This is a genomic window from Ensifer sp. Root1252, from assembly GCF_001425885.1.
Taxonomy (GTDB): Bacteria; Pseudomonadota; Alphaproteobacteria; order Rhizobiales; family Rhizobiaceae; genus Ensifer; species Ensifer canadensis.
This window is the reverse complement of record NZ_LMDT01000007.1, coordinates 1-26,208: the sequence shown is the minus strand read 5'-3', so window position 1 is coordinate 26,208 and position 26,208 is coordinate 1. Positions and strand designations below refer to the sequence as shown.

General features: G+C 57.8%; 32 protein-coding genes, 1 pseudogene and 1 riboswitch. Of the genes and pseudogenes, 10 read left to right on the top strand and 23 right to left on the bottom strand.

Features of this window, described 5'->3' with window-relative positions; all coding sequences use genetic code 11:
• Window positions 1–266 precede the first annotated feature (266 nt).
• From ASD02_RS09360 to ASD02_RS09345, 3 genes are all read right to left on the bottom strand, one after another.
• Window positions 267–1,415, bottom strand: coding sequence for a cytochrome P450 (locus ASD02_RS09360; RefSeq protein WP_057220643.1), 1,149 nt, complete (start codon window positions 1,413–1,415; stop codon window positions 267–269).
• 586 nt (window positions 1,416–2,001) lie between these two features.
• A complete protein-coding gene (locus tag ASD02_RS09350) occupies window positions 2,002–2,286 on the bottom strand; it encodes a cytochrome C oxidase subunit IV family protein (RefSeq protein WP_057214996.1) in 285 nt (94 codons plus the stop codon).
• A 3-nt stretch (window positions 2,287–2,289) separates the two neighbouring features.
• The gene (locus ASD02_RS09345) at window positions 2,290–2,829 is read right to left on the bottom strand and encodes a cytochrome c oxidase subunit 3 (protein ID WP_057220583.1); all 540 of its coding nucleotides are present in this window, start codon (window positions 2,827–2,829) and stop codon (window positions 2,290–2,292) included.
• A gap of 344 nt (window positions 2,830–3,173) precedes the next feature.
• Between ASD02_RS09345 and ASD02_RS09340 the strand changes: the two genes are divergently transcribed.
• Window positions 3,174–3,584 carry a pseudoazurin gene (locus ASD02_RS09340; RefSeq protein WP_234908049.1) on the top strand — a complete coding sequence of 137 codons (411 nt, stop codon included), beginning with the start codon at window positions 3,174–3,176 and terminating at the stop codon, window positions 3,582–3,584.
• A 121-nt stretch (window positions 3,585–3,705) separates the two neighbouring features.
• Here the strand turns inward: ASD02_RS09340 and ASD02_RS09335 are convergent, their stop codons facing one another.
• The 8 genes from ASD02_RS09335 to ASD02_RS09295 form a co-directional block, all read right to left on the bottom strand.
• The gene (locus ASD02_RS09335) at window positions 3,706–3,891 is read right to left on the bottom strand and encodes a hypothetical protein (protein ID WP_057258463.1); all 186 of its coding nucleotides are present in this window, start codon (window positions 3,889–3,891) and stop codon (window positions 3,706–3,708) included.
• A 124-nt stretch (window positions 3,892–4,015) separates the two neighbouring features.
• Complete coding sequence (locus tag ASD02_RS09330; protein ID WP_057220582.1) at window positions 4,016–4,378, bottom strand: YcgJ family protein; 363 nt, start codon at window positions 4,376–4,378, stop codon at window positions 4,016–4,018.
• A 326-nt stretch (window positions 4,379–4,704) separates the two neighbouring features.
• Complete coding sequence (locus tag ASD02_RS09325; protein ID WP_057220581.1) at window positions 4,705–5,472, bottom strand: ABC transporter ATP-binding protein; 768 nt, start codon at window positions 5,470–5,472, stop codon at window positions 4,705–4,707.
• The gene (locus ASD02_RS09320; protein WP_057220580.1) at window positions 5,469–6,533 is read right to left on the bottom strand and encodes an iron ABC transporter permease; all 1,065 of its coding nucleotides are present in this window, start codon (window positions 6,531–6,533) and stop codon (window positions 5,469–5,471) included. Before ASD02_RS09320 ends, ASD02_RS09325 begins: the two co-directional genes overlap by 4 nt.
• Window positions 6,530–7,636 carry an ABC transporter substrate-binding protein gene (locus tag ASD02_RS09315; RefSeq protein ID WP_057220579.1) on the bottom strand — a complete coding sequence of 369 codons (1,107 nt, stop codon included), beginning with the start codon at window positions 7,634–7,636 and terminating at the stop codon, window positions 6,530–6,532. Before ASD02_RS09315 ends, ASD02_RS09320 begins: the two co-directional genes overlap by 4 nt.
• Window positions 7,637–7,675: 39 nt before the next feature.
• Window positions 7,676–8,368, bottom strand: a complete 693-nt coding sequence (locus ASD02_RS09310; protein ID WP_057220578.1) for a helix-turn-helix domain-containing protein — start codon at window positions 8,366–8,368, stop codon at window positions 7,676–7,678.
• Between the two features lie 948 nt (window positions 8,369–9,316).
• Complete coding sequence (locus tag ASD02_RS38065; RefSeq protein WP_156408385.1) at window positions 9,317–9,607, bottom strand: hypothetical protein; 291 nt, start codon at window positions 9,605–9,607, stop codon at window positions 9,317–9,319.
• A gap of 362 nt (window positions 9,608–9,969) precedes the next feature.
• Entirely contained in the window at window positions 9,970–10,242 is a 273-nt protein-coding gene (locus ASD02_RS09295; RefSeq protein ID WP_057220576.1) for a DUF6522 family protein, read from the bottom strand.
• Between the two features lie 169 nt (window positions 10,243–10,411).
• On the opposite strand from ASD02_RS09295, the gene ASD02_RS09290 reads away from it, so the two are divergent.
• Window positions 10,412–10,861 (top strand): group III truncated hemoglobin, encoded by a 450-nt coding sequence (locus tag ASD02_RS09290; protein WP_063978333.1) that lies wholly within the window; start codon window positions 10,412–10,414, stop codon window positions 10,859–10,861.
• 49 nt (window positions 10,862–10,910) lie between these two features.
• On the top strand, window positions 10,911–11,342 hold the full coding sequence (locus tag ASD02_RS09285; RefSeq protein WP_057215310.1) for an Rrf2 family transcriptional regulator: 432 nt from the start codon (window positions 10,911–10,913) through the stop codon (window positions 11,340–11,342).
• 152 nt (window positions 11,343–11,494) lie between these two features.
• On the opposite strand, the gene ASD02_RS36865 is transcribed toward ASD02_RS09285, so the two are convergent.
• The 5 genes from ASD02_RS36865 to ASD02_RS09270 all read right to left on the bottom strand — a co-directional run bounded on the left by ASD02_RS36865 (window position 11,495) and on the right by ASD02_RS09270 (window position 13,164).
• Window positions 11,495–11,638: a hypothetical protein gene (locus tag ASD02_RS36865; protein WP_156408384.1), complete on the bottom strand. Its 144-nt coding sequence runs from the start codon at window positions 11,636–11,638 to the stop codon at window positions 11,495–11,497.
• Window positions 11,639–11,691: 53 nt separating this feature from the next.
• A complete protein-coding gene (tnpB, locus tag ASD02_RS09280; protein ID WP_057220574.1) occupies window positions 11,692–12,027 on the bottom strand; it encodes an IS66 family insertion sequence element accessory protein TnpB in 336 nt (111 codons plus the stop codon).
• Window positions 12,008–12,202, bottom strand: coding sequence for a hypothetical protein (locus ASD02_RS40545; protein WP_082555499.1), 195 nt, complete (start codon window positions 12,200–12,202; stop codon window positions 12,008–12,010). The genes tnpB and ASD02_RS40545 overlap by 20 nt, the downstream gene beginning before the upstream one ends.
• A gap of 143 nt (window positions 12,203–12,345) precedes the next feature.
• Window positions 12,346–12,558 (bottom strand): hypothetical protein, encoded by a 213-nt coding sequence (locus ASD02_RS09275; protein ID WP_057220573.1) that lies wholly within the window; start codon window positions 12,556–12,558, stop codon window positions 12,346–12,348.
• A gap of 144 nt (window positions 12,559–12,702) precedes the next feature.
• Entirely contained in the window at window positions 12,703–13,164 is a 462-nt protein-coding gene (locus tag ASD02_RS09270; RefSeq protein ID WP_057220572.1) for a hypothetical protein, read from the bottom strand.
• A 543-nt stretch (window positions 13,165–13,707) separates the two neighbouring features.
• Here ASD02_RS09270 and ASD02_RS09265 point away from each other — a divergent pair.
• The gene (locus ASD02_RS09265; protein WP_057258462.1) at window positions 13,708–14,004 is read left to right on the top strand and encodes a hypothetical protein; all 297 of its coding nucleotides are present in this window, start codon (window positions 13,708–13,710) and stop codon (window positions 14,002–14,004) included.
• Window positions 14,005–14,033: 29 nt separating this feature from the next.
• Here ASD02_RS09265 and ASD02_RS09260 read toward each other — a convergent pair whose 3' ends face one another.
• The gene (locus ASD02_RS09260; protein WP_057220571.1) at window positions 14,034–14,423 is read right to left on the bottom strand and encodes a hypothetical protein; all 390 of its coding nucleotides are present in this window, start codon (window positions 14,421–14,423) and stop codon (window positions 14,034–14,036) included.
• Window positions 14,398–14,569: riboswitch (TPP riboswitch) on the top strand. It overlaps the preceding gene by 26 nt.
• A gap of 493 nt (window positions 14,570–15,062) precedes the next feature.
• Window positions 15,063–15,353: a hypothetical protein gene (locus tag ASD02_RS09255; protein WP_057220642.1), complete on the bottom strand. Its 291-nt coding sequence runs from the start codon at window positions 15,351–15,353 to the stop codon at window positions 15,063–15,065.
• A gap of 885 nt (window positions 15,354–16,238) precedes the next feature.
• Here ASD02_RS09255 and opgC point away from each other — a divergent pair.
• Window positions 16,239–16,664, top strand: a complete 426-nt coding sequence (opgC, locus tag ASD02_RS09245) for an OpgC domain-containing protein (protein WP_057220569.1) — start codon at window positions 16,239–16,241, stop codon at window positions 16,662–16,664.
• Window positions 16,665–16,846: 182 nt separating this feature from the next.
• Here the strand turns inward: opgC and ASD02_RS38060 are convergent, their stop codons facing one another.
• Window positions 16,847–17,209 carry a hypothetical protein gene (locus tag ASD02_RS38060; protein ID WP_156408382.1) on the bottom strand — a complete coding sequence of 121 codons (363 nt, stop codon included), beginning with the start codon at window positions 17,207–17,209 and terminating at the stop codon, window positions 16,847–16,849.
• Window positions 17,210–17,279: 70 nt separating this feature from the next.
• Here ASD02_RS38060 and ASD02_RS38055 point away from each other — a divergent pair, with 70 nt between their 5' ends.
• A complete protein-coding gene (locus ASD02_RS38055) occupies window positions 17,280–17,441 on the top strand; it encodes a hypothetical protein (protein ID WP_156408381.1) in 162 nt (53 codons plus the stop codon).
• A gap of 750 nt (window positions 17,442–18,191) precedes the next feature.
• A complete protein-coding gene (locus ASD02_RS09230; protein WP_057220565.1) occupies window positions 18,192–18,395 on the top strand; it encodes a hypothetical protein in 204 nt (67 codons plus the stop codon).
• A 442-nt stretch (window positions 18,396–18,837) separates the two neighbouring features.
• Here the strand turns inward: ASD02_RS09230 and ASD02_RS36850 are convergent.
• Window positions 18,838–19,352: pseudogene (locus tag ASD02_RS36850) on the bottom strand (helix-turn-helix domain-containing protein); the annotation flags it as partial.
• 534 nt (window positions 19,353–19,886) lie between these two features.
• On the opposite strand from ASD02_RS36850, the gene ASD02_RS09220 reads away from it, so the two are divergent.
• Complete coding sequence (locus ASD02_RS09220) at window positions 19,887–20,222, top strand: hypothetical protein (protein WP_057220563.1); 336 nt, start codon at window positions 19,887–19,889, stop codon at window positions 20,220–20,222.
• Between the two features lie 238 nt (window positions 20,223–20,460).
• Here ASD02_RS09220 and ASD02_RS09215 read toward each other — a convergent pair whose 3' ends face one another.
• Complete coding sequence (locus ASD02_RS09215; RefSeq protein WP_156408380.1) at window positions 20,461–20,907, bottom strand: SMI1/KNR4 family protein; 447 nt, start codon at window positions 20,905–20,907, stop codon at window positions 20,461–20,463.
• Between the two features lie 366 nt (window positions 20,908–21,273).
• On the opposite strand from ASD02_RS09215, the gene ASD02_RS09210 reads away from it, so the two are divergent.
• Together ASD02_RS09210 and ASD02_RS09205 are read left to right on the top strand one after the other, a co-directional pair.
• Window positions 21,274–21,459, top strand: coding sequence for an Rrf2 family transcriptional regulator (locus ASD02_RS09210; protein WP_057220561.1), 186 nt, complete (start codon window positions 21,274–21,276; stop codon window positions 21,457–21,459).
• Between the two features lie 258 nt (window positions 21,460–21,717).
• Window positions 21,718–23,205, top strand: a complete 1,488-nt coding sequence (locus tag ASD02_RS09205) for an FAD-dependent oxidoreductase (RefSeq protein ID WP_057220560.1) — start codon at window positions 21,718–21,720, stop codon at window positions 23,203–23,205.
• A 331-nt stretch (window positions 23,206–23,536) separates the two neighbouring features.
• Here the strand turns inward: ASD02_RS09205 and ASD02_RS09200 are convergent, their stop codons facing one another.
• Window positions 23,537–24,466 carry a nucleotidyltransferase and HEPN domain-containing protein gene (locus tag ASD02_RS09200; RefSeq protein WP_057220559.1) on the bottom strand — a complete coding sequence of 310 codons (930 nt, stop codon included), beginning with the start codon at window positions 24,464–24,466 and terminating at the stop codon, window positions 23,537–23,539.
• A 479-nt stretch (window positions 24,467–24,945) separates the two neighbouring features.
• Window positions 24,946–26,031 carry a TRAP transporter large permease subunit gene (locus ASD02_RS09195; RefSeq protein ID WP_156408379.1) on the bottom strand — a complete coding sequence of 362 codons (1,086 nt, stop codon included), beginning with the start codon at window positions 26,029–26,031 and terminating at the stop codon, window positions 24,946–24,948.
• Between the last annotated feature and the right edge of the window lie 177 nt (window positions 26,032–26,208).

The following is a 26,208-nucleotide window of genomic DNA, read 5'->3' as shown; positions in this document are numbered from 1 at the left end:
ATTGAGCCCCAAAGCGCGCAAGCCGTTCTGCGTTCTCAAAATGCATATGCATCACCCGATCGTCAGTTGAGTTGCACCGTCCTGTATCGAACGCGGTGCAAACGCCATCGTGGTGAGAAAATTCCGCGACACCCGGCAATTTTGCCGAGATCGGAGCTGCCGTCTTGCCGAGCCATTGTTCCGGTCTTGGTCTGTTCCCAAACCTGCACTACCGACAACGATGGTGTTCGCTCGTGCGGAGGGCAGACTGCAGCCCAACGGAAGCATCAATTGATTTGCAGGTTAAATGATGCGTACCCGCCTGCAGGGTAGAGCGCACGGATAGCCTCGGTACCGAGAGGAAGGACAAAGTTCCCGATGCCGCTAAGCAGTTCGTCCAAGACGACCCTCAGTTGCATCCTTGCCAATGCTGCGCCGGGGCAGATATGGATCCCCGCACCGTAGAGCAGATTTTGCGACTGATCCCGATCGGGACGGAACTGGTCCGCATCCTTAAACACTGCACCGTCACGGTTTGCTGATGCCCAGATCACTGTCATCCTTTCCCCTGCTTTGATCGTCCGCTCACCGATTGCCACAGATCGAGAAGCAACGCGCCGATTGGAAATCAATGGTCCATGGAGACGAAGTATTTCGTCCACGGCTTGCGGAAGGAAAGCCCTGTCACGGCGTAGCTGTGATTGAACTTCGGGATGTTCCGCAAGGAAATGGACAATGATACCGACGCAGGCGGAGATGGTACCCAGTTCGCCCACGGTCCAGTTGCGCAAGATACTAACGATCTCCGCATGTCGGAGCAGCCGTCCATCAACGGCCTGCCGCACCAAGCTGGTGGTGATATCGTCCGGTGCAGCAGCGCCGGCCTGCTGGCGTATTTCCAGCTGTGATCGGATATAGCCATCGAATTCGAGCGCTATGGACGCAAGGGCGTTCGTATCGCGGGCCAGCGTCGCCTCGCGGTTCTTCCGGACCCACTGCCGCAATGGTTCATGCAATGATCGGGGCCAGCCCAAGAAGCCACACTGGATTCGTATGGCATATGGTTCAGCAAATCCCATCATGAATTCGCTGGACGGGTCTTTCTTGAGTGAGGCGACCAGATCGCGAGCAATTCGGCGGCATGCCGGCTCGAAGGCCTCAATCCGTTCCACCGCGAAGTAGGGCTCGATCATCTGCCGGTAGTGTGTATGTCCAGGCGGATCCATTCCGTTGGGAACTGACGGGTGGCGTGAAACAACGTTGCTGTAGGTTTCGTGATCGTTCAGTACCTGCACGACATCCGTATGGCGGAAAAGCGACCATCCAAGGTAGTCGCTATAGGCCACCGGACACGCCTCGCGCATATGGTCGTAGGCCTGGATCTGATTGGCTAGAACCTCGTGACTGCGAGGATCCCAAACGGAGACTGCCTCCATAGAAGATTTGTGCTGGTTGGAAGCCTCTCCCGCTGCCGATTCCATTCATGCGCCCTTTCCGCCAATATGTGCCCATATGTGCATCAGCGGCAGGCGCGTTCTTTGTCGTCACTCAAACAGTCTGCGCACGCTCCCGTATTTTGAAGCCCAATTTTTGCTCGATATGAGTTCCTCCATTACGGCTCCGACCACCCGGGGTGGAGAAGACCGGATGGTAGCAAGCTTCGTTGGCGTGAATTGGATCTTGAAGTCTCCGCCCTCGAGTTCGAAAGCCCGATGCGAGAACCCCTCTCGCTCCATGATATTCCCTCGAATTGAGATCCGGCCGCGCCAACTATTCGAGACTGTCGTCTGGGCAGCAAAAATTCAAACGCGAAGCACAACCTGGCGAAGCTTCCCCGCTGCCGTGACAAGTCCCGATCGTTAGCCAATTGTTTGGAAGCATAGTCGACCCTGCACCAGATATCGATCGGGATTCAGGCACGGACCGCCCGCCCTTGACTTGGCATCTGATACCAGATCGCCCTTCCCGGCATGTCTGGCACGGCGTGAGTGTGGACTTCTTTCACCCGTCCATGGCCCCTACTCAGGAGCCATATGTCGCGAGTAGCGCCTTTGTGCCTGCGGCGACCGCGAAGAATGCGGACCACCCGACGAGTGCCATCGATAATCGAGGGCGCAGATCACGCAGCCCCATAAAGTAGACCACCACCCAGCGCGATTTGATGACGGTTAGGATCAGAATGACGCCGAAAGCTGTGAACGGGACAGCTTCGTGCTTCCATTGAGCCGAGATAAGAGCGGCGATGATTGCAAGTAACAGTAGTTTTGCGGCACTACCAAGCAGCCATATGGAATTGTTCGTTTGCATCGTCTACCCCAGATAGATGACTGGAAAAATTACCAGCCAGACGATGTCAATCACGTGCCAGACAGTAGTAACCAACACCACATTGGATCGCTCCATCCTTCGTGCGATCAGCAACATGAGCAGGCTCAGGAATACGACATGCGCGAGATGGAAACCTGTGATCATGAAGTAGAGTTCGAAGAAGGCATTGAATGTCGCGTCACCGATGAACCGTAACTCGCCTTGGTATTCAACGACCTTGGTCGCTGCGAACAAAAATCCAAGCATCGCTGATGCGACCAAGGCGAACCTTCGCTTCTGGTATGTCGCCGCACGCACCGCCTCCGCCGCCAACCATCCACTTGCGATCAATATGAGCGTGTTGAGACTAGCGAGCCGCCCATTCAAATGAATTTTGGCAAGCGAAAAGCTGTCCGGGTGAAGGTACGACATCACCATGAACCCGCCAAGCAAGACGCCGAACGCAAACAATTCGCTCCAAACGAGAATCCAGAGGACCAGATCATCACTCGGTTCGTCGCTTTGCGCCAGTTCAACTGCCATGAACTCGAAATCTCCACTTTATGCACTCGTGCTACAAAACACCGCGGCGTTCTTTGTGCTTGCACAAAGAACGTTCCGAGTGCGCTTTTCGCGACGCTGATCGCCAATGGTTGGAGACGCGCGGTCTCTAGGGGCGTCTTCGCGCCAGGGAAACTCCCTGTCGAGGATATGAGAGCGACTACGGCAACGCATTGCGTGAGCGATTTTCGCGAACGTCGAGTTATTTGCGTTTAGTCAAAGTTCACGGCGCCTTCTCCGGTAGATCAGCGTCAACGAAGCCAAGCGGCTTCAAGAACAGGAGAAGAGCAATGAAACGACTGGCAAACCTCACGATTGGAACGGCAATGGCTTTGGCGGTAATGACTACCGTATCGCAGGCAGCCGACTACGAAGTCCACATGCTGAACAAAGGCAAAGACGGTGTGATGGTGTTCGAGCCGGGACTTACTCGAGTGGCCCCGGGAGACACCGTAACATTCATACCGACCGATAAGTCTCACAATGCCGAATCAATCGCCAACCTCATCCCGGAAGGTGCGCAGCCTTTCAAAGGGAAAATGAACGAAACGGTGAAAATCACTTTCGATGTTAAGGGCGCGTACGCCATCAAATGCGCTCCCCACATGAGCATGGGTATGGTCGCTCTTGTCGTCGTCGGCGACGCTCCGGACAACCTCGAAACCGTGAAGACTGCCAAGCTCCCGAAGAAGGCGCGGGATCGTCTCGACGCCGACATTGCAGCGGGAGCGATGTAACAACGCCGCAACGATCTGAACGCCCACGTCCCCAAAACGTGGGCGTTTTCATATGGTCCTATCGACTGCCGGCGCGCGAGGAAGGACGATACAATGCGGATCGAACATCTTCCGGAAGAGATCAAGGCATCGGTTCGAAGGCACAGGCAAGGCTGTGCCAGCGATACCGTCGGCTCTCTGCGGCCTGCAAACCGCAACCGAGAACTGGCAGGTTTTGTGCGGAATGTGAGCCGACATATCCAACCGGTTCGACGAGGAAATAGACCCACGGGAGTTCTGCAACCGGCATGCCGCGAAATCCAGGCATGATGGAAAATCCTCGAGACACCTTGGGCGAGCTTCCAGCTTATGCCCGTGCTTAGAGCGAGGAAGGCCTGTGCCGGTCATGAGAGCGTGTCATTTCGACCTTAGCCGGAACCGACCCGTTTTGGTCATTCGCCAAACAGCGCCTTGGTGTATTTCTTGGAGACGGTCCCGCTGCGCTGTCCGTTGGCGCCATAGTACCGATCTTCACGGCACAGCCGCTCCTTCGCGTCGCAGAAAATCCCGTTGGCAAACGTGAACTCGGTCAGGTCAACATCACTGGTCGTGAACAGCTTGTTCGCGGCGGCCTTCTTACCGAGATATTTTTTCGTCAGCTCGTGGGAGATCCCCTTTTCATTGGCGCACACGTAGCGGTCGCAGAGCACGCCCGACGCTGGCGATTGGATCGTGGCCCGCTGCTTTGCGTGAGCGGGCATCACGCCCAGGGCCAACAACAAGGCCAGAGAAATCGATAGGTACGGTTTGTTCATAGTTGGACCTCGCTTAGGGGTGATTCTTCTTCAAAGAATAAAAGACAAACGGACGAAAACATGTTTGCGTGCCGATTGGGTGGAAATGGGATCAAGGGCGGGACCGGAGGCCGCATGCGGGCACGGAGCGCAGCGAGTGCCGAACGGGTGAGGATGCTGGCGAAGCCGCGGCCGTGACGACTTGCCATAGCAGTATCCTCGCCAGATCATCACGTGATGGCCGACACCTTGCTTGGGCAACGTCCCTTACCCATTGTGCCATAGACGATGTTGCCGTCGTCGCTAGGCACCGAACAAGCAGCCGGAGCTGTTCGGGAATTCGCAACCTAGGCGGCATGGGATCGCCGCGCCGCGATCGGTATGACGAAGGGAACGTCCTGTCCCGCAGCGACAACCTCCACATCAACTCCATAGACCGAACCTAGTCTCGAGGCGGTCAGGACAGCCGCTGGCTCTCCGGAAGCGGCAACCCTGCCTTTGTGTAGCAGAAGCAGCCGGTCGGTGGTCCGAGCCGCGAGATTGAGATCATGAACCGCCATGAGGATGAGTGCGCCCGATCGGCAAACATAGTCCCGCAACAGAGCAAGGACCGTCAATTGATGGCGCAGATCCAGTGCGCAGGTCGCTTCGTCGAGGATAAGCAGCCGCGGCTGGCGCATGAGCCGCTGCCCGAGCAGGACCAACTGCTGTTGACCGCCCGACAACGTGTTGATCCGGCGATTGGCAAGATGCTCCAGTCCTAATTCGCAAAGCATCGTCAAGGCTCTCGTGATCTCAGGTTCGCCTATTCGCCATCCCAACTGCTCATGGCGGGCGAGCAGAAGGGTTTGCAGCACAGAGAGATCTGCGTTTACAGAGCAATGTTGCGGCATGAAGCCGACAGTTCTGCAGTCGATTGGGCCGCTCTCCCATAGGATCGTGCCCGAATGCGCAACACTCCCGGCAATGGCGCCGAGCAAGGTGGATTTGCCAGCACCGTTCGGGCCAACCAGGGCGACGATCTGGCCAGGCGCGAGCGTCAGCGAGAAGCAGTCAATCGTGCGGGTTCGCCGGTGGTCTACGCAAACGTTCGTCAAAGTCAGACCCTCGGTCACTGTTTCTCTCCTTTGCCACGCCGCGCTATGACGACAAACAACATGGGAACGCCAGCAACAGCCGTGATTATGCCAACGGGGATGACGGCGGCCGGGGACAGCAGCTTTCCGAAAACCGATGCACCGATCAGGATGATCCCGCCGACCGTTGCACTCATTGGCAGCGCAAAGCGGTGATCCTCACCAACGGCCGCGCGCGCCACATGTGGAGCAATCAGGCCGACGAAACCGATCGTCCCCACGAAACAGACGGCCGCGGCCGTCAAAAGCGAGACGAGTACGAAGCTGCGTCTGCGCAGCGCATCAACCGACAAGCCCATGCTGGCGGCATTGACGTCACCCAATCTCAGTAGCGTCAGCTTCCAGCTGTCGCGTATGACGAAGGGAAGGCATGCGGTCAGGATCGCCGCGGTGACGGCAACAGTGGTCCAGCTTGCTTTCAGCAGGCTGCCGAACAGCCAGAAGACGATCTGTTGGAGAACTTCGGGTGCGGCCATGAATTGCAGCAGGGATTGCATGGACTGAAAAAGAAACAGGACCGCAATGCCGGCCAGCACGAGAATTTCGGGGGTCGTTCCCCGCAAGGCCGCAACGCAGTAGACGAGGCCGCATGCAAGGAGCGTCATGACGAAGGCTGATGCCGGAACCAGAATGAAACCCGGCAAAGGCAGGAACCCACCAAACATGATTGCCAGCGCCGCACCGAACCCTGCGGCAGCGGAAAATCCGAGCGTGAACGGGCTTGCCAAAGGATTGGAAAGTATCGTCTGCATCTGCAATCCGGCAACCCCGAGGCAGACGCCGACGAGCACGCCCATCGCCGTCTGGGGCATGCGCAACTGCCACAAGATCGTCGCCGCCATTCGATCTGCGCCATGAGGGCCAGCCCAAAGCGTCGCCCAGACATTGGCAAGTGCCATGCCCGACGGCCCCTTTGCCAGGTCAACCAGCACCAGAAATGCAAGCGCCAGCATCGTGGCTGCAAGTGCCGCAAGACGAAGGGAAACGTCGCGGCGATAGTGCGAGCGAAAGATATCGAGTTTAAGGGCCGCGTCGCTCATTGGCCGTCGGCCCGATAGGGGAGCACAAAAACGCCATCTGCTTTTATCGGCATCCAGGTGTCGTAGTAGCGTTTAATCTCGACTGCCGGGTCTACGTCGCTGAAAGCATCCGGGTAGAGCTGCTTGGCTATATATTGCGCGTAGACATAGTCAGACAAAGTTCGCGCACCACCGTGGTAGATCGCATGCAAGGCGGAGTTTCTAACCGCCGGCAGCCCGTCCCAACCCGGTCGGGCGATATAGGCCTTCATGCGGTCGCGTGCGATTTCCTCTGAGGCGCCGAACCCGACCGTGACCGCCTGTGGCTTGTCCAACCATTCAGAGCCGGCGAGAAAGATGATATCGGGTTCCTGTGCAAGAACGTATTCCGGGCTGAGCGGCCCCCAGTTTTCCAACTGCCCCTTGGCGATATTGGTCCCGCCAAGTCTGTCGATGAGCGACCCCCACATACCGTTGCCGTAGCTGTTTCCGACTTCGGACGGGCCTTTTTGAGCCAGCTCGACATAGACCTTCTTGTTCGTCGGTTTCGCGTTGGCGATGCGCCTGTCGATATCCTGCATTGCTGCCTCATATTTGGAAGCAAGTCTTTGCGCACGGTCACGCGATCCCATGACCGCCCCCAGAACAAGCGTCGACTGGACATGTTTTTCGACCGTCTGGGCGTTATAGTCGAGCACGACCACAGGTATGCCGGCCGTCTCCATCTGTTTGACGGCCTCGCCAAGCGCGTCGAAAGACCAGGCGGATAAAATGACGAGGTCCGGTTTCACCGACAGCACCTTCTCAATTGAAAACGTGCCGTTTTCCGTATCGCCGACATCCGGCAGTGCTGCAAGGAAGGGAATTGCGTCGAGATAGGCCGCAAACTGGTTCGGCCGCCAGTCCTTCCAGGTGGAAAGTGACAACGCGACCACCTTGTCCATGGCGCCTGGACCAACGACTGCGATGAAATCCTCATAATAGAAGTTCAGGACGACCCGTTGCGCGGGAGCAGCCAACGTGACGTGACGGCCCTTGACATCGGTGACATTGATTTCCGCGCGGCCCTGTCCGGCAAAGACCAGGACAAAAGTGGTGATGATAAGTGCAAGTGTCTTTTTCATGGGAATGATCCATTTCCAGTATCTTGTGTGAAGTCCGGTTCAGGCTCGACGTTTGCGGACCTCGCCGCGTCCCCCTGCGGCCATCGCCTGCAGCCTGTCCGTGTCCAGCACCCTCACGATTTCCGGGTGTGAGAAATCGATGACCTTGTCCCGCTTGAGCTGGTTGAGGCATCGGCTGACTGTTTCAATCGTCAAGCCGAGCCAGTCGCCGAGATCGGCGCGGGTCAAATACAGATTGAACGTCGGTGCACCGCGTTGAGGGTTGCGCGATGCGCGCTTGAACTGTTGGGCAAGATCAAACACGGCCGAGCTCACGCGCTCCATCGCTGTCTTGCGTCCAAGCAGGGTTGCAAGGCTGTGAGCCCGGTTCAGCATCTGCACCAGAGCCTGGTCGAGAATGCCTTGGTCGACCGTTCGACCAAGGCTTTCGACTTGACTGAACGTCAATGCCTGGGCGCCGCAATGGTTGTCTTCGTGAAAGACGAGACCGAACAAGCGACCCGGACCAATGATGTCGAGGATCTGTCGGCGACCGTCTCTGAGTGAATGTGTGAGCGCGACACAACCATCCACCAGTCGGTAGATGGAGACAGCGGTCTCATCCTGGTCGTAAATCGTCGTTCGGGGTGAAAACAGCCGGCGACGGCCGACAAATGATGGAGAAAACGGCAAGCCTGCGAAATTCGGCGGCAGCGCAAGCGCTGCCTCCACAGGCATCGAGATGTTAAGCATGGATTTTTTCCGGCGTTCGGCCGCGGGCTTGCTCGTGCAAGTGCGATGCAGCCGCCAAGATTGCTATCCGCCGGCGCAAGGCGCGGCGGTACGATCAACCCGTGACGCTGGCGGGAGGCGCTCGTGGCGACGCGTTGGCGGTTCGCACAGGTCGCCGGTCTGTGTTCGGGCGTGCGGAAAAACCGTGCTCTCGAATTGAGCTTACCGGCACCCCGACCGTGTCTGTCGGCGACGGAAGCAGCAGCAAGGCACTGAGGCGGCACGCTTCGCAGGTTCCCGCTGCGCCATACCCCTCTTCACCGTCATGGACGCCGGCAAGGCATAAGTCCGGCGCCGTGCCATCTGGAAGAGCAAACGCGGAAACGTCAGAGCTGATAGCTACGAACGCGGTAGCTGGAGCCCTATGGGCAAATGATATGGACAACAGGGCAATCGCGCACAGCAAGCGCAGATAGGTCGCCCATTTTCCATAAGCCCGTGACAAATGAAACCTCCCGATTTGACACTCTATTGATACCCGTTGCTGGGCGAGCGACCTTGCTCCAGATCAAGCTTCAGTGACATTCCCGAAGACTTGCCTCGGCGATGGTCGCGGCTTGCAGAAACCGCCCCGAAAAACGATCCATGATTGCGTTGCTGTAGAATCCGAGGGCGCCGCGGTGAGCGACAAAACGTCCAAGTGGCACCGATCGGTGCGGCCAGGCGACCAGAGCGCCAACCTGTCTTGCCGTGAAATCGTGGCGACAGTCGACAACCTGTCATTGTTTTGATTTAATCTGACTTCCTCAGCCGGAGGATTGCAACACGATGAATGGTTGGAACAAGGACGGGCGCGGCAGCGTCAGAGTATCACCGGTCGTCGGCTGGAAGGCCGCAACGCTGATCAACAACGAAGCCGACGTCTTCCTTAGGCTCGAGTTCAGCGTCAATCCTGATAACACCGACGTATCAGCACTCCAATTTGCACTGACTGAGCATCAGGCTCGCGAAATCAGTACCAAACTGAGAGCCCTTGCAGACACGATATCGTCTTACGCCCTCCAGCCCATTTGATGGCCGATCGTGTTCGGCTCGCTCGATCTGATCGATCGACGAATGCCCGATGAAATGGCCGACCTGCACCGTTACTTGTTGCTGGCGATCGTCGATAGCAAAGCGGATTGGCGCGTATGTCGTGGAACTTTCACCGATTACATCACGAACGAACTTTCTTTCTGGCTCCTGGGTCAATACCTTCACGAATACCTTCTATCCCCCATGAGCTTCCGAACATGAACGGAGGCAATTCGGGGTGGAAAGTTCCAGTGGAACTGAGGGACAAGACCGGCCAATCCCGGATGGGCGATCTCAATCGTTTGGAGGGATACCTCGCCAACAGCTCTGTCAAATCGCTTCGCTTACACGAACATCATAACGACCATGTAGCCCAAAATAACGAGCAATAAGCCACCGACCAGCATTGGCACGAGTGTACTTCCCGATTGACGATCGTTCATGTTGCTATTCCGCCTATTTGTTGGTTTCGTTTCTTGGCTAACTGACTTTGGTCGGGCCCTGCCGAGCGCTTTCTGCGGGACGACGAGGATGGTCGACGAACGCAGCTAGCCTCCCAAGGTCGAAGGTCGCCTGAGGTCAATGGACTCCTCGCTGACAATGCAGTTGTCGGCGTCGACAATGCCCCGCCAGACCGAGTTGCCGTTGCGCACAGTGAGGCGCTTGCGGCCTTCGTCGCTGTCGACGCCGCGCTCCACTATGCTGGTCACGAGGCCAAGACGCATTCGGCGCCGAAGTTCACTCGCGTCCATCGAAAGCCGCACCGCCAGGAATGCCGGGTCCAGAACATAATCTCCGGTCTGGTCAAGCTCGAGCCTCATCTGGTCCCTCATCGAATGTACGCCGCCGGTATGGCATAAAGATATATTGACGATATATGTTTTGACCCGCATAGTGAAGCGTATTCTCATTACACACCCATCGTCGTTGGACGACAAAGGGCCGCATCGGCCTGACTGAGGGCTGAATCCAGGCATGAGCAAAGGCGCAATGGACAAACCAACCGTCGTTATCGACGGCCGGGTGCTACCCGAGCAGTTAGACGAGCAGATGATCCACGATGTGGTTCACGGCTTCTACGACGAGATCCGCAAGGATGCCCTGCTCGGGCCGCTGTTCAACAGCGCCATCGCGCGGCATGACTGGCCACAGCATCTGACGAAAATGTGCGACTTCTGGTCGTCTTTGATGCTTCGCAGCGGCCGCTATGACGGCCGCCCGCTGCCGCCGCATCTGGCGCTTCCTGGTCTTGGCGAACAGCATTTCCGCCAATGGCTGGGTTTGTTTCGCGCTACAGTCCAAAAACGCTGCCCGCCGGAGATTGCGGCGCTGTTCATGGAACGGGCATTGCGCATTGCGCATTCCTTCCGCCTTGCACTGGCCTACAATCGCGGTGAAAACACGTTGTCCATCGAGCCGATCACGGCCGACAGCCTATGACCTTCCGGGGGCAGCCGGCAGGATCGGCATGCGCAAAGGTTGGAGCGAAATGAGGCTGACGAACTTTTCCGACTACACGCTGCGCATGCTGATGTTCGCGGCGTCCGCTGGGGACCGGCTGTTTACGATCGAGGAAACGGCGCGCGCCTTCGGCGTGTCGAAGGCGCATCTCAACAAGGTCGCCAACACGCTGACCCGCGCCGGGTACCTGACGGCGGTTCGCGGCAGATCGGGTGGGCTGACGCTCGGACGTCGTCCGGAAGACATCCGCATAGGTGACGTGATCCGGTTGACCGAGCCGGACTTCGCCCTGGTCGAATGCTTTGCCACCGGCAACCAGTGCACGATCACGCGTTGCTGCAAGCTTTCCGGCATGCTGCGCGACGCGCTGTCGTCGTTCCAGAACACCCTCGACCGTTACACGCTTGCCGACATCGCACTGACGCGCCAGGATTTCCTGGTTGATACGCCCCGCACCTAGCGACTGCCCCGGCGCGGGAACGACCGCGCTTGGCTCCGATTAGGCATATCGCAAAGATTGCACGCATTGCCTGTTGGGTAGGTAAGCCCAGCGTCGCAGTGGACGATACCGGCAGCTGCCCTTCGACGGAGGAGAAGATGGCCGCTAACCATTCAGACCCGACCGGACCCGACCTTGCCCTCGGCATTGCGCTTACTGACCTTCCCGATGGCGGCAACCTGGGCGGCGATTTCGGCAGCATGTGCCGCCAACTGCGCCTTCAACTCTGCAACATCAGGTTCGCCGGTTCGATTCATCGTAGTTTTGAATCTGAACCGCCCCGCCGCGTCAACCGCTCAACTCGCGGCCGTCAGCCAGCCACCGTGTATTGCCGCACCGGATGACGGACCATCGCATCGATATCAATGCCGTCAAGAACCCAGTGGAACTGCTCGGTCGTCAGCGTGACGACCGGCACCTCACGGCACGGCCATCGGAACTTGTCCTCGGTCACAAAGCCCGATCGGTCGAAGAAAAGGAGCTTCATCCGGTCGCGACGGCGGTTGCAGAACGCAAAAACTGCAGGAGCAAATGGATCGAGTTCCATCGTCTCCTGAACCAGGACCGCAAGGCTGTTGATGCCAGCCCGAAAGTCAATCGGTTCACGATGCAGGTAGACCTTGAGGTCAGCGCCTAGCTTGAACATGACCCAACGCTCCGATTATTGCCGCTAACGCGTCCACATCATTGCATTCCACCGATACTGATGCGCGAGGTTCAAGGCAGGCCGCGATAAGTCGGTCTTTCGATGCCGGATCGAACCGGCCTCGTCCATTCCGACCTACGAGCCGCACGACAAGTTTTTGACCTTCTTCCATCATTTGGTGTCCACCTCTTTTAGGTGGACACCTCATGCCGAAGCTCACTCAATCACAGAAGGTGCGGGGAAATTCGCGCTTACCTTCAAAGCGAAAAGGGCGCTAGATTTGAGCTGCTCTGTGTAAGCGGCGTGGGGAGAGGTCCCTCAATTGTTGCGACGAGCAACGAGTGCGCTTGCGAATTGCTCGAATTGATCGAGATGCACGTCTTGAGCAGCACTCAACGTTTCAGCGGCCCGAGACAACCAAAAGTCCATCTGCTCAAGCTCGAGCAGAAACGCCAATGCCGCGCCCCTTATCCAACGCTTCACGCGTAGCGCAGAGTTCAAATTGGCCACTTTGTCATCGCGTTGAAGCATAGAATACGCGGATTCCGGAGTGCGATACATCTCGAAGTAGGGCAACGCTAGATCATGGTCGAGCAGCTATGCCATTCGGCTTCACCCTCACAGATCCGGGCGGGCGGATTTCCCGCACCCGGCTCTTCCCGAGGGTAACCCGCGTCATCTCCTGGCCTGCGCCCAAGTTCGAGTAATACGCGGGACTGGCAGCGCGAAGCGTGCGGTGAGGATTTCAAATTCCAACCAACTCATTCGCCGGCTTTTCTGACTTCGCCGCCTCAGGCAGCGGAACCATATGCGGCGTGTTTGCTGATAGAAACCGTTGAGCGCGGGATAGTTATGCAGCCTGCCGTAGTAGCCGTAGTGTCCACGCAGCACAGCGGCAAGCCACTTGTGCTGGGTAGCCAACGCCATGTGCATGTGCCGCCATGTTCCCTCGCGCAACGCCTTCAGCTTTCGCGTCAGGCGTTTCCCTTCCGTCTTGTGCTTTACGATAAACCTGCCATCACGGGTCACTCCACAATAGTGAATGAAGCCCAGGAAGGCGAAGGTCTCGGGCTTTCGCTCGCCACGCCGTTGCCGAGCCAAAGCCGCGAACCGGCCAATCTCGAGATCGTCATCCATCTCTCCTCGCTTCAGAACGAGGGGGGCAATTCTTCGTTTCGCCAAAGGGCTTCAAGCGCTGTCCAGAAGTCGGTCCGTCCCAGCAGCTCGTCGCCGATCGAACCGTCCCTGCGCAACAACAGGCCCCGCTAAGATCCCCATAGCGAGCCCCGCACACGCAGATGTCGTGAATGCTCGACGCGAAATATTCATGTTTCCCTCCGAACCGTGATGGCGTGTATTAGCGACCAGATGCTAACTCGCTGCGGGAACAAAATCGAATTCAAAACTTATCGTAGAAAACGACCTGGACCCGGCCGCGGGATGCAAACAACTGCGCGTCGTTTTCCCACCAAATTCCCGAGCTTCACCGTTGGCCACTTCCAAAACGTGATAGCAGCAGCGCGATCATGAGGGAGGTGAGGTTGCTTGCATTGACCGGCCCTTTCGCTTTGCTGCACAGATACAGATATGGCGCTCATTCGGATTTTCCTTTTTACTAGTGATGTTGGCCAATTACCGACCGGGCGTTGCACCGAGAACCACTCGAGACGGGGGACTCTGATGGATGCGGTACGGCGATCTACCGAAGAGAAATGGTCGAACTGCATGCGCACGTTTATTACCGTGGCTCTCATCGCCTCGGGCGCGCCCGCTCAGGCGGACACGACGGTGTGTTTGGGAAATGCGTGTACTGTCACTTCCAGGGACGGCACCAACCATGAAAGGTCTTTGAGCGACATCAATGAAGAAGCGAGAAAAGAATCGCTTGAGAACATTCGCGACATTGATTGCAGTGTTGCAGATGATGCCTCCACATGCCTGAGAGCAAAGCTCACGCTGCAGCGCCTGTTCTACTAGACGCCATGCTCCTTGATGCCTTCCCACCGTTAGACGAGCGCGAGGCCCGCCGCATTGATGCGTCGGTTCGTGTTCATGTTGCTACTTTCTGTTTTGTCGGAGAAAATCCCTCCGAGCCGGCAGGCTGGGAGCGCAATGGACTTTGAAAAGATCGGGCGAGCCCGCATGATGATGCGGCTGCCAAGGCACCGGAGACAGATCTCCGATGCCAACTTCCTCGCGATGACACATTGCTTGAGGCTTAGGGCGAGGCAGCAATGAAGCGCAAGAATGAAATCATCGCCACCGGTGAACCGGACTTCAGCCATGCCTGGCGTTTCCAAGTCGTTTTCCGCGTAGGCCGCCAAATTGACCTTTCCTGCGAATGAACCGTCGCGATGATCGTTGCAGGCGAAATGAATCGTGGCGTGCTTCTTCACGCTTCACCTCCCTGCTCGCGAAGCGTCCCCGTTGGGAATAAGGGGCTGAGATATTGCTGGGCGGATCGGCTCTTTCGACCGCAGCGCAATGACCCGTTGAACCTGATCCAGTTCATGCTGGCGTAGGGACGGTGGGAACGACGGCATTTGCGACAGCTCCTTTGCGATCGCCTGGACGTGTCTCTATCTTTCCAGCTCCAAGATCTGGGTCTCCAAACGTCAAAGTTGGAGGAGGCGGCCGCCATCGCGGCCAGAGCCCGTTCGCGCGCGGCTTGACCGGTTAAAAGGGTCGCCGCAGGAGGTTCAGCGCAAGCGCCGGCCGCAGGCCGGGAACCGGGACCGACTACCCCCGGCAAGCCGCTCCGCTTTCTCGAGCGCCAGACCGGTTGAATGGCGCCAGCAGAGCCATTCCGAGCCGCAGCCAGGGAGACACCGCGCTCACATTGGCCGATACCAACGCTGTACCGGCCGGCGAGACCACCATTCTCTGGCAGTGCAAAACTAAAAACAACTGGGCTCCGATCACAATGAACACCGAGTGCATACTCGGGCCGGTCCGCCCGCGTGGTACGGCCGTCAACGGCCCCCACAGCAAACCTCCCACGCAGTCCACGGTGAAAGGGAGCGGAGGCTATGGACCTATGTTGTCGGCTTGTGATCGTGGCGTAAGTGCGAGTGAACCTGCGCAACAAGCTCATCGACCGTTGAGTGTCTGCCAGTCGAGCGCAGGTACGCGATAATCGCAAGCTTCAGGTGGTCACGTGGCCCGTACTGCCGCTGAATTCGGTCGAGTTCCGGGGCGATCCGCTCGAAGTTTTCCACCGGCAGATCGGAATCGCCAAAAATGTACATGTCATCACCAACTGCCCAGATGTTGCAACCGATTGCGATGACGTCCGCGACGAACGCAGGAATATGATGTTCATGCATGTTGGCCCCCTTGGAAAGGGCCAACGATAGCGGCACGCACACATTATTCTACCCCGCAAATGTGCGGGTCAGAAGCATCTCAAGGGTCGTCTAGGCGACCAAAAAAAATGGCTGTCGGATATCGCCTCGCGGTCGCCATCAACCTGACTGTCAGGTCCATCGGATTATGAAGAACGCTCATGACACCAAGATCGCGTTGTCCAGTGGTGGAGGCAGCCACGGGAAGTCTGGCATCGATAGCCCGCGCCACCTGATGCTGATTCATGTCTATGTCATTTCCTTTTTGGACGGATTTGGCACGCAACCCTCACGAAAGCTCGAGGGCCTACGCTTGGTTGAATTCAACTGAGGCGCATTATGGTTCCAGACGACATAGCACAGGCAGCGTGGAGCGTTTCGGCTCGCCACCTCTCGCGTGGTCAGCGTGACCCTTTAAAGATGGTCGCAGAGGCTATGATGCTAGAGAGGCAACGTTGCCTGGCAATCGTGATCGAAAGCTGCGGCAAACAATGCGAAGCAGTTCGATTGATAAGCGACCCGACAACATGAGAGTTGCCAAGCTGGCCTACTCCAGACGCGCCCGCGTTGATCGGCTTTTCCTCGTTGTTGGGGCATGGCCGATCATCACACTAACGGCATGAGCCCGGCGGAGCAGGCAGATGGGCTATGATTGAGATGGCGCGGCAGAGCGTGCGGCGATTTCATTAAAAATGAACCGGTTGGCGCCCATCAGAAAATAACGATTCTGCCCGAACTGGGCGCAAGAAGACCGCCATTGGTATTTCGACCCGTTTTCGTGGCAGTTTCTCTTTGTGATCGGGATCGTGATTGGCAGCAGAATGAAGCGGTCGGAACCTGTGCTACGCTACAATCGTTCAGTGTTCTTTGCAGCCCGTTTTTTTTGCGCTGGCGGCCATCCCAACAAACCTGGCCGTATATCTTGGTCATGTAGATCCGCCGCTCGGTGAACTGTACCATCAGTTGGTCTCCAAAACGAACAGTGGCCCGCTGCGCATCTTAAATGTGCTGGCGATCCTGTATCTCGCATGGAACCTCCGCATCGTTCCCTTCCAAATGGTCTGTGCAGCCGGCAGGCATAGCCTTCCTGTTTTTTCCATCGGCACCCTTCCGGTCTGCATTGCCAAGGCACTAATGCAAGCCAAGACAAACATTGCGCTGCCGATTCAAGGAATAACATTCGTCGTTGGCTGCCTGGTACGGTTGGCGGTAGCATCGTGGCTTGAAAGACGCCGCCAGCAGCCCCTTCGGACGCCGAGGCTCCAGAAAATGCGTACGATGGCCGGACTTTGAAGCCGCTCTGACGGTTCGCTTGTCTAGCGTCGCAACGCATGTGGAAACGAAAAGGCCCCCTCTCCTGCAAGCAAGAGAAAGGGGCCCCGTCTGAGCGTTCGAATTCACAGACGCTACGATGTTGCTCAATTCAAACCTGATCGCAATAGCGCAACGACACAACTCACCAACTTTTCTGCTACTCAGCGCACGCCGCGGCCGCTAAGGTGCGCTGAGAGGACGGGATCATTGTCGAGCAGTTCCCGCCAATCGGTTTCCGGGATCAAGCCCAATTGATATTGTTTCAGCATGAACTTTCGCTCTTCATCGAGAGCTTGCAGTTCGGAGGACTCTGTCGATCCGAACATCGCGACATCGATTATCTTACGCAGTAGGTCCGCCATCCCTTTAGTATGCGCGCCGTAGTTGCCCGAAATCAAGCGATAGTCGCATAGGCTTGAGTTATGCCGCGCTCCTGTCCGGGCTATCGAGAGCGGCGGGCGCTGCCACGCCGTGGTGGGATCATTGGGTGTTTGTCCTTGGTTAGCACTCATGAACCAGTACAAATTGACATAATCCTGAGTTGAAAATTCTCCCTCAATGTGTTCAAAGCTGGCCTAATGCAAGGAGAGGTAGATGAAAAAGGACGCCAACGAACGGCGCGAGCAGAAGAGGTCGGATCAGCAGGCTGACGCCCCGCTGTTTGGCGAAGGCAGCGATGTCTGCTTCTTCAACCCTTGGGATCAGCGGTTCAAGGAAGACCTGGGGCTCAAGCGAGACAGTTTCGATCTCAACTGATTATAATTTCCGCCCGGAGCCTAATATGCACAGTCAAGAAATGAAAGAATTGAAAGCAGCGCTATCTGCGCACCGAGAAGTTCTTTCCAACATTTTCTCCGAATATCGCATGAGCTATGCCCCCCTCGGACCTCTCCAGGGTTGATGCCGAGCTGTTGAGGATAAGCAAGAAATTCAACGCTCCAGATGATTGCTTTAGTTGCGCGCGCAACAGGCGTTCTTCGAAATTCAGCGAAAGCGTGTCCAGAAGCCTGGTGTGGTGCGTAACCAGCCGGTCGTGGAACAGTCCGCGCATGCTCCCAGTTGAGCGTCGCCATGGCACTTGCTTGCGGCGTGTTGTCGTCCAAGGGCCGGGATTGCCCCGAATCCGTTCAGCCCAGGCAACGATCTCGCTGATTCCGCCGTCAGCCTTTCGACTTCTAGCCGGAAAGCGCGAATGTGATTATCCTGCAGGTTGAAGAAACGTCCGAGGCTCTCGACCGGCAGCAAGGCCTTGTGGGCATCGCAGCCAACCTCATTTCAACACCGCCCCAAAAGCTAGCCGCCTCGGTCTCAAGACTTTCCGACGGCCCGTCCAGTGTGAGCGGAGGCACCAGTCGGCTTGACGGCTTATCGAGGTTCGTTGCTGCAGATGACGCCGGGGTACTATCGATCTTGATAAGCAAGCGTCGCTTTGGTCACAGTTTCAACCATGTTTGACGCAATTGGGATTGGGGATGCAGAGGAATCAAGAACCGGAGAAACGTAAGCGTGAGCGACACCGATAGGTCACATACATCGACGGTAGTACTGTTTGCGAGGAACTATTTGGCTCAAAGGGACAGCATCGCTAAGCAGATCCAGGACGCAATTGCCAATGGCCGCACCAGAGATGCCGACAAGCTAATGGTTAAGCTAACCGCACATGAAAAATACATCGCCGACAACCGCTTGGAACGGTTCAGGAAGTTTTAGGCAACTGACAACCGCATGATCCTCATTTTCTCTTGCTCGGGAAGGGAGTAGAGGGCTCGATCATGCTCCACCCTCACACGGCGGTTTGAGCGCCCTGAAACGACGGCCCAGATGTCCCGGCCTGCAAGGTCCGAGCGAATCGCGTCGGCATCGTAGCCTTCTCCGCAATCAAGCCCTTGGCGCGCTCGGGCAGGTCGATCAAAGATCAAAGCATCATAAGGCTTGCAATCGGCAGCCCCGCCGCCACGTCCACGCGGTCCGCCACCGAAAAAGCCCAATTCTCCATGGCGCCCACGTCGGCATATTTGGGGAATTTTACTTCCGCAATTTTGGGGAAATTTCAGCCGGTATCGACACGGCCAAGAGCTCGTTGATGAGTCCTCCCTTTCCGCGCGCCGAGACGTGGGCGCGAACCGTGGTGCTGTCGATGCTGTAGTGGTTACAGCCGCTCACCCCTGGTGCATCTTCCATGAGTGCGGGCCATGTTGGTCGCGGTCCATGTTTCGTCGATGAACACGAGCCGCGACGGATCAAGATCGAGTTGCTCGTCGAACCACCGCTGACGGAGTTCCAAGACGTCTGGGCGTGCTTGCTCTATCGCGTGGCCAGTCTTTTTTTGCGCGTCTGATTGTGCCGGACAAGGAAACGGTGCAGCGCCGACTTGCTGATGGCGATGCCCTGAGCTGCAAGGGCATCCCGAAGTTCGAACAAGGTGCCGTCCTGGTGTTCCTCAAGCCACGACTTGATCGCGTCGGCGTTGGCTTCGGTTTTGTGCGAATGACGGTCTCCACCCAGCGGACCGGGTCGAACATGGCCCTGACGGACTTGCAGGTTTCGCCACCGGCTCACGCTGGCCGCGCTGACGCCAAAGCGCTCGGCAGCCTCCCGGTGCGACGCTCCGGCAGAGACGGCGGCAAGAACACGTGCGCGAAGATCAACGGAAAGGGCTTTCGACATTATCTGCCGACCTCCATCGGCAGATAGTTTGAATCAGAACCCATCTGATTTGCAAAGCCCAAATGATTCAATCAGTCAGGGAAACGCTCTAAGTCGTCCACGCCGCCTAAATGCCAGCGCGACAAATCCTTGTGTTGTTTTATGCCGTAGAAGAATGCAATGGTCATCAGTAACCATTTTCCTCTTCAGCTTCTTTCAGGCTACAGGTTGAGGGGAAACAATCAGCCCGCAGACTGAGTGAAGTCTGCCACCAGAGCATCTTGGTGGACGTAAGATTGGTGATTGTTCAATCATGTTTTTTGTACTAGGGGCTGCAGCAACATCCCACGCGCAGTGAACGAAGCGATATATGCCCAAGTACGATAGAGAATTGCTGCTGATTGTCTTCACGACGGTCGGTGCTTTAGCGGTTGTCGCTGGCGCTCTGTTGCTAATTTCTCTCTCAACGCCAGGCGTTTGAATCCTCTGAATTTGCAACAACAGCTGGCGGCGGTCTCCACTAGAATTTTGCCTTTCAATGTGCTTTGACGCGGCATGGAACTTAGTTGGCAGTACATCCACAACAACTACGACTGGCTGGGACATATCGTCGAAGCCGTTTGCATCGCCACGGTGGTTACAGTGCTGGGGTCTGCGTTTTTCAAACGAAGAGATGCTGCGATCATCGGCTTGGCGTTTGCTGCAGGGCACTTTCACGGTCGTGAGAAACGCGACTTTGAAATGAGTGTCCACATGCCACCGCCACATTTGGACGCTTATAAGTTTTGGCTTTGGAGTTGGGACCAAAGCACCGATTTCTGGCCGGTCGCGGCTGTCGTATTCGCGCTGCTTCTGCTGATTATCAAGAGCAAAAGCGGCCAACAAAAGTAGAACTAAAGCTCTCGGGTATGCGGTATAAGAATGCCTCCCCTCCAACCTGCACCTTGGGCTCTCGAAGGAAGAAGACGCCGATCTGCGAGTTGCCGATGTGGAAGGTTCATCGGGTCGGTTGCCGTCGCCCGCTTCGGTCTTGCGTAACAAGTGCCACCGATGAGGCTGATGGACCGAAGCGGCCGTGCCACCGCTATCGATTTGCTGCAGCTTGCAATACCCTGAGAAGGGTTTGGACTTAGTTCACACACACGGTGTTTGCCACAAAAGATAAAAAGTCGTCAGCCTCCGGCTCGAATGTGGGACCAGCCATGTCGAGACAATAGACCCCCTCGCCGAGAGAGGGGCAAAGGTAGTACCTCCAAGAGGCACCGCTGTCCGCAATAGCGACCGCATCGGCGGGGATATGCCCTTCGGGACGTGGGCCTGACAGTGCACGGTAGGAGGCAGACTGGTAAAGCTGAAAGGAGGGATGCTGTTCGACGGAGGACGCGGGCTCGGGCTCGTAGATATAGAAATCTCGCGTAGTTGAGCCCAACCCAACCGCACGAATGAACTCAAGGTATTGTTTGGAAATGCTGGGGTAGCGCGTTGCGATCCTCACAGCGACGATTTCAGACACCGGCTGCAGCGACGACAATTCATTTGCGCGATCTAGGTCGAGCAACTGCGCGATTTCACTCATCATAGGGTTTTCAACCTCTTTCCCCTTTCTTGCCGCACTTTGCAGCCTCGGCGCCAGACAATCACGTGATGGCCGACACCTTGCTTGGACAAGATCCCTTACCCATTGTGCCATAGACAATGTTGCCGTCGTCGTGATGCGTGACCAAGCCCTCGGAAAACTTTTGAAGACCAACGCAAAGAGCCCTTCCATGATCGGCTGGCACCGCAGGACCCTGAAGACGGCAGATGCGCCTCCTCCCTCCATCCCATTCCACTTCTGCCTCTTACACGTGTCATAACGGTCTTTCAGGCCATAGGCTGATTTCACACGGATTGTATCAGTCTATGGGCTGTTAGCGGCACTTTGCAGTTCAGGCTATAGGATGTGCTGACGCTCGGGCGTCGTCCGGAAGACATCCGCATTGGTGACGTGATCCAGCTGACCGAGCCGGACTTCGCCCGGGTCGAATGCTTTGCCACCGGCAACCAGTGCACGATCACGCGTTGCTGCAAGCTTTCCGACATGCTGAGCGACGCGCTGTCGTCGTTCCAGAACACGCTCGATCGTTAGATCGTTACACGCTTGCCGACATTGCACTGACGCGCCAGGATTTCCTGGGTGATACGTCCCGGGCCTAGCGACTGAGCGCCCGCCGTGGGAACGACCGCGCTTGGCTCCGATTAGGCATATCGCAAACATTGCACGCAACTTCAGGTCAATTGCCTGTTGGGTAGGTAAGCCCAGCGTCGCAGTGGACGATACCGGCAGCTGCCCTTCGACGGAGGAGAAGATGGCCGCTAACCATTCAGACCCGACCTCGCCCTCGGCATTGCGCTCACCGATCTTCCCGATGGCGGCAAGCTGGTCGGTCATCGCGATGGTGAGCCGGTGCTTCTGTTGCGCCGCGGATCCGAGATATTCGCGATAGCCGCCAACTGCTCGCATTACGGTGGGCCGCTGGCCGATGGCCTCGTCGCCGACGACACCGTCCGCTGCCCCTGGCATCACGCTTGCTTTGACCTGCGCACCGGAGAGGCCCTGCGTGCTCCGGCGTTATCGCCGCTCGCATGCTGGTCGGTTGAACAGCGCGGCGACAAAGTAATCGTTGGCGAGAAGCGCAAGAAGCAGACGCCTGTCCCACGCGAAGTCGATGCCGGGGCGGCTCCCGAAAAGGTCGTCATCGTCGGTGGCGGCGCCGCCGGCTTTGCCGCCGCCGAGAGGCTGCGGCGCGAACAATTTCAGGGCGCCATCGTCATGATCAGCGATGACGAGGCGCTGCCCGTCGACCGCCCTAACCTTTCGAAGGACTATCTCGCCGGTAAGGCTCCGGAGGACTGGATCCCGCTGCGCAAGGAGGGCTTCTATGCCAAGAACGGCATCGACTTGCGCCTCGGCACCAGGGTTGCCGGCATCGATGTCCGCGCCAGCGAAATCTTGCTCGCCGATGGGGCTCGGGTCGCCTTCGACAGACTGTTGCTGGCAACAGGCGCCGAACCGGTTCGCCTGACCATCCCCGGCGCCGACCAGGCTCATGTCCACACGCTGCGCTCGCTTGCCGACAGTCGGAAGATCATCGCGCAAGCAGGTACCGCACGCAGCGCCGTCGTCCTAGGCGCCAGCTTCATCGGCCTCGAAGTTGCCGCCGCCCTTCGGACCTGCGGCGTCGAAGTGCATGTGGTGGCGCCCGACGAACGGCCGATGGAACGGATATTAGGGCCGCAGATCGGCGATTTCATCCGCGCCCTGCATGAAAAAAATGGCGTCATCTTCCACCTTGGGGATACCGTGACGAGCATCGGTGCAACGGAGATCCAGCTGAGCAGCAGCAGCATCCTAGCCGCAGACATGGTCGTTGCCGGTATCGGCGTGCGGCCGCGGGTCGGTCTCGCCGAAGCGGCCGGGCTCGCAACCGATCGGGGCGTTCTGGTCGATGCGTATCTTGAGACCAGTGTGCCGGGCATATTTGCGGCCGGCGATATTGCCAGGTGGCCCGATCCTCACAGTGGCGAAAACATCAGGGTGGAGCACTGGGTGGTGGCGCAGCGGCAAGGTGCTGCGGCCGCTCTCAACATGCTCGGACACCGGAAGAAGTTCACGGATGTGCCGTTCTTTTGGAGCCAACATTACGACGTCCCGATCAACTATGTCGGCCATGCCGAGGGATGGGACGAGATTGAGGTCGAGGGCGACATTCCCGCCAGGGACTGCCTCCTGCGCTTCAGGCGCGGCGGACGTGTGCTGGCGGTCGCCACGATCTTCCGCGACACCGAGAGCCTCGAGGCAGAACTGGCGATGGAGCGGGGCGGGGCCTGGTAGGGACGAAATATGATCTAAGATCCGGCCCTCTATTCCTGGACGAGGCCAGTTCAGCGCGCCGTCAAGCTCGTCTTTTCCGATGCGCAGGACGGCCTCAAAGCGGCCCTCACCAAGGTTCTGTGCGCGACATGGCACAAAGGCACCGGGTGCATTTAACCGAGTGCGCTGGGGCGTCGTCAACGCGGCCGCCGCATCGTCTCTGCCTTCTGCTACCACCTTCGCCCAGGAGACGCCGCAAGCCGCGAGCACACAATGGTTCGATCCGGATCCGTTGGCGCCCCATCACATAAACCGATACATCAAGATACCGCCAGACACCTGGTATCGTGCTTTATTCGCTTGGTTCTTTGGGGCTTCCAGTTTCTGATTTGAGCGATTCAAGGTGGGTGCGGCAGACTTTTTCGACGAGAGCGATGAGTGCCTCGGTCCGGCTCAGGAGCCACAACAGGGCTTCCTCGGTTACTTCAAAGTGCCGGGAATAACGCGCTTTTACATAGGCTTCGTTGACAATGTTAAACCACGCAGCGAAGCGTTGCTGATCGCGCGGCCAGATCTCCGCAAGCTCGCGATGCTGCTCTTCGGCGCGACCACGCAGGAAGTTCAGATTATGGGAGGCTGGGCTGTAGTTGGTCAGCACCAGAAGAAGCGTGGCGTAGGCTTGTTCGATCGACTGGTGCAGGAGGAAGGCAGCTTCCTTGAACTTCCTTCCACCAACAAAGAATGTCGCCCCTTCGGAAAAAGTCTTTGCATGCGGCAGACGGTCTTCGAAGTACTCCGTCGCAATCCGCAATGCGTCCACTTTTGAAAGAGGCCTGGCGACTGCTAAAGGCTCATCATCGAGTTCGTAGAGCACAATGCCATCGCGCCGAATATCGACAAAGAAATAGCGACCATCATAAAGCGCGGTATTCACTTCACGGCGCGAGTGGACAATCAAACTAGTGGGTGTTTCAATTCCGGAGTGACGCAGCAAGCGGTCCTGTGCCTTCGACCAATAGCGCGCGAAGTCAGTCAGCTTGCTGTTGTTCACAACGACAAGGATATCGTAGTCCGAGCGATAGCCTTTCGTGGTATGCGGCTCATCCACCCAGTTTCCGCGTGCGTAGGAGCCGAACAGAATTACCTTCAGTATTCGACCACGTTTTTTGAAGTCGGCAGTACCGTCCTTTAGCGCATCTTCGAACTCCTCGTGCAACACTTCGACAACGCGCGCGAGCTCACGCTGCTTACGCTCAGGAAGATAAGCAATACTCGACTTCATCGGCGCGTGACCATGTTGTGGGCCCTGCATTCGTCAACCTGTGGCATATGATTCGCGGCAATGTAGACTGATGCTAGGGCAGCGAGAACCCTCTTATGACCGTGGTCAAGGGTGATATGCGAACTTATGCGCCGCATGTCTTTGACACCCATTTGTTACCGTTGATGGGGCACCGCGGGGGCGGGTTGGGCCTTCAGACGACGGTTGATCCAGCTCTTATCCGCGGGTCGGTTACCGTACGTTCGTAATTCGCCTTGGCCATCCCTGTCTAGTAGTCGGGCGTTGGATTCTGATGTCCAGCCACATAGGGTCGCCGGGAATTCCCCATCGCGGCCCATCCCGTCTCCGTGCTGCCCCTGATGTCCGCCGAGGCTCCGGTGCGGGCAAAGCCCCTCAATGAGGCGGCGCCCGCGCTGGGGGGCAGCTGGCTGCAACTTGGACCTTTAAGTGGACCTTTAAGGTAGCAGCGCACCGCATCGTCAGCGCACCGGTTCGACCTGGTGGCCGATGGCCCACAGGAACGCTGCCATCTCGCGCGCGATCGCCGCAACGACGATGATGCCGAGACCGAAGGCGGGCAGCGCCCGAACGCCAAGTCGTCGGCACTCTCCGGCGGATACCCTGTCGGCGCTCGCTGTCGTCGCGCCGTTCAGATGGATGGCAACGGCAAGCGTTGCCGCCATGACCAGGCCTGCGACAAAGCCCCCGGTCAGGAGCTTGCCGGTCGATAGATCCGCGGCAGCAGCAAGGATCAGAAAGGCGATCGATGGCGGGATGATGTTGTCGAGCACCGACACGGCGGCGATCAGCGCCCCGGCGCGCTCACGCGGCGTGCCACGCGCCGTCAGTTGCTGCATGAAAGCGGCGGTGCCGAACGCCGCATTGGCGATCGACGATCCGGAGGCACCGGAAAAAAGCACGCCGGTCAGCAGCACCGTTTGTCCGAGCCCGGCGCGACGATGGCCGACAAGCGCGGCGGCAAACCGAACCAGGACGCTCGCAATCCCGGACGCGGTCAAAAGCGCGCCTGCGAGCAGAAAGAATGGAATAGCGGTCAACAGATAACGCGACATGCCGGACAAGGTGGCTGCCGCCATCGCCTCCTCCGGCATCGGTGCGCCGAACGCCACTGCAACATAGGCTGCGGCAATGAAGGCATGGGGTAGCGGCGTTCCGCCAAGAATTGCCGCAAGCGCAAGACAGCAAAGCATGACACTGGGCGATGCTAGGCCCAGTGCCGGCGCGACACCGACCGCCCAATGCAATCCGGCGGCAGCCACCAGCATCGAAACGAATGCGACGAGGCGACCCTCTGCGAGGTGGCGGAGCAGAATCGCAACGATCGCCAGCACGCCCCCGGCACTCAACATGGCCGGCCGCAGTCCTTCGGCCAGACCGAGCGACGGCGAAACGCCGCCAAGATCAAGAGCCGCTTTGCCGCTGCCCGATATCAGGATGATGCAAGCAAGCAGGGTGATGGCGCCGGAGAGCAGCGCCCGCAGATGCCGGGGAGCGAGGCGTCTTAGCCGGAACGACGGTTTTGCGCCCTCCCCGACAATCTGCAACGAGCCGTGCACAGTTTGCGCATGGTCGCGGCTATGACGAGACGCCGCTCCCCCCTCGAACAGATCGATCCGCAATCCGCTAGTACCGCGCCACAGAGATTATGACGGTTTGTCTTATCGTAGAATGGGCAGGGCTTCTGGTGGGATGAGAAGCTGGATGCTTCGTGCGGCGCCTGG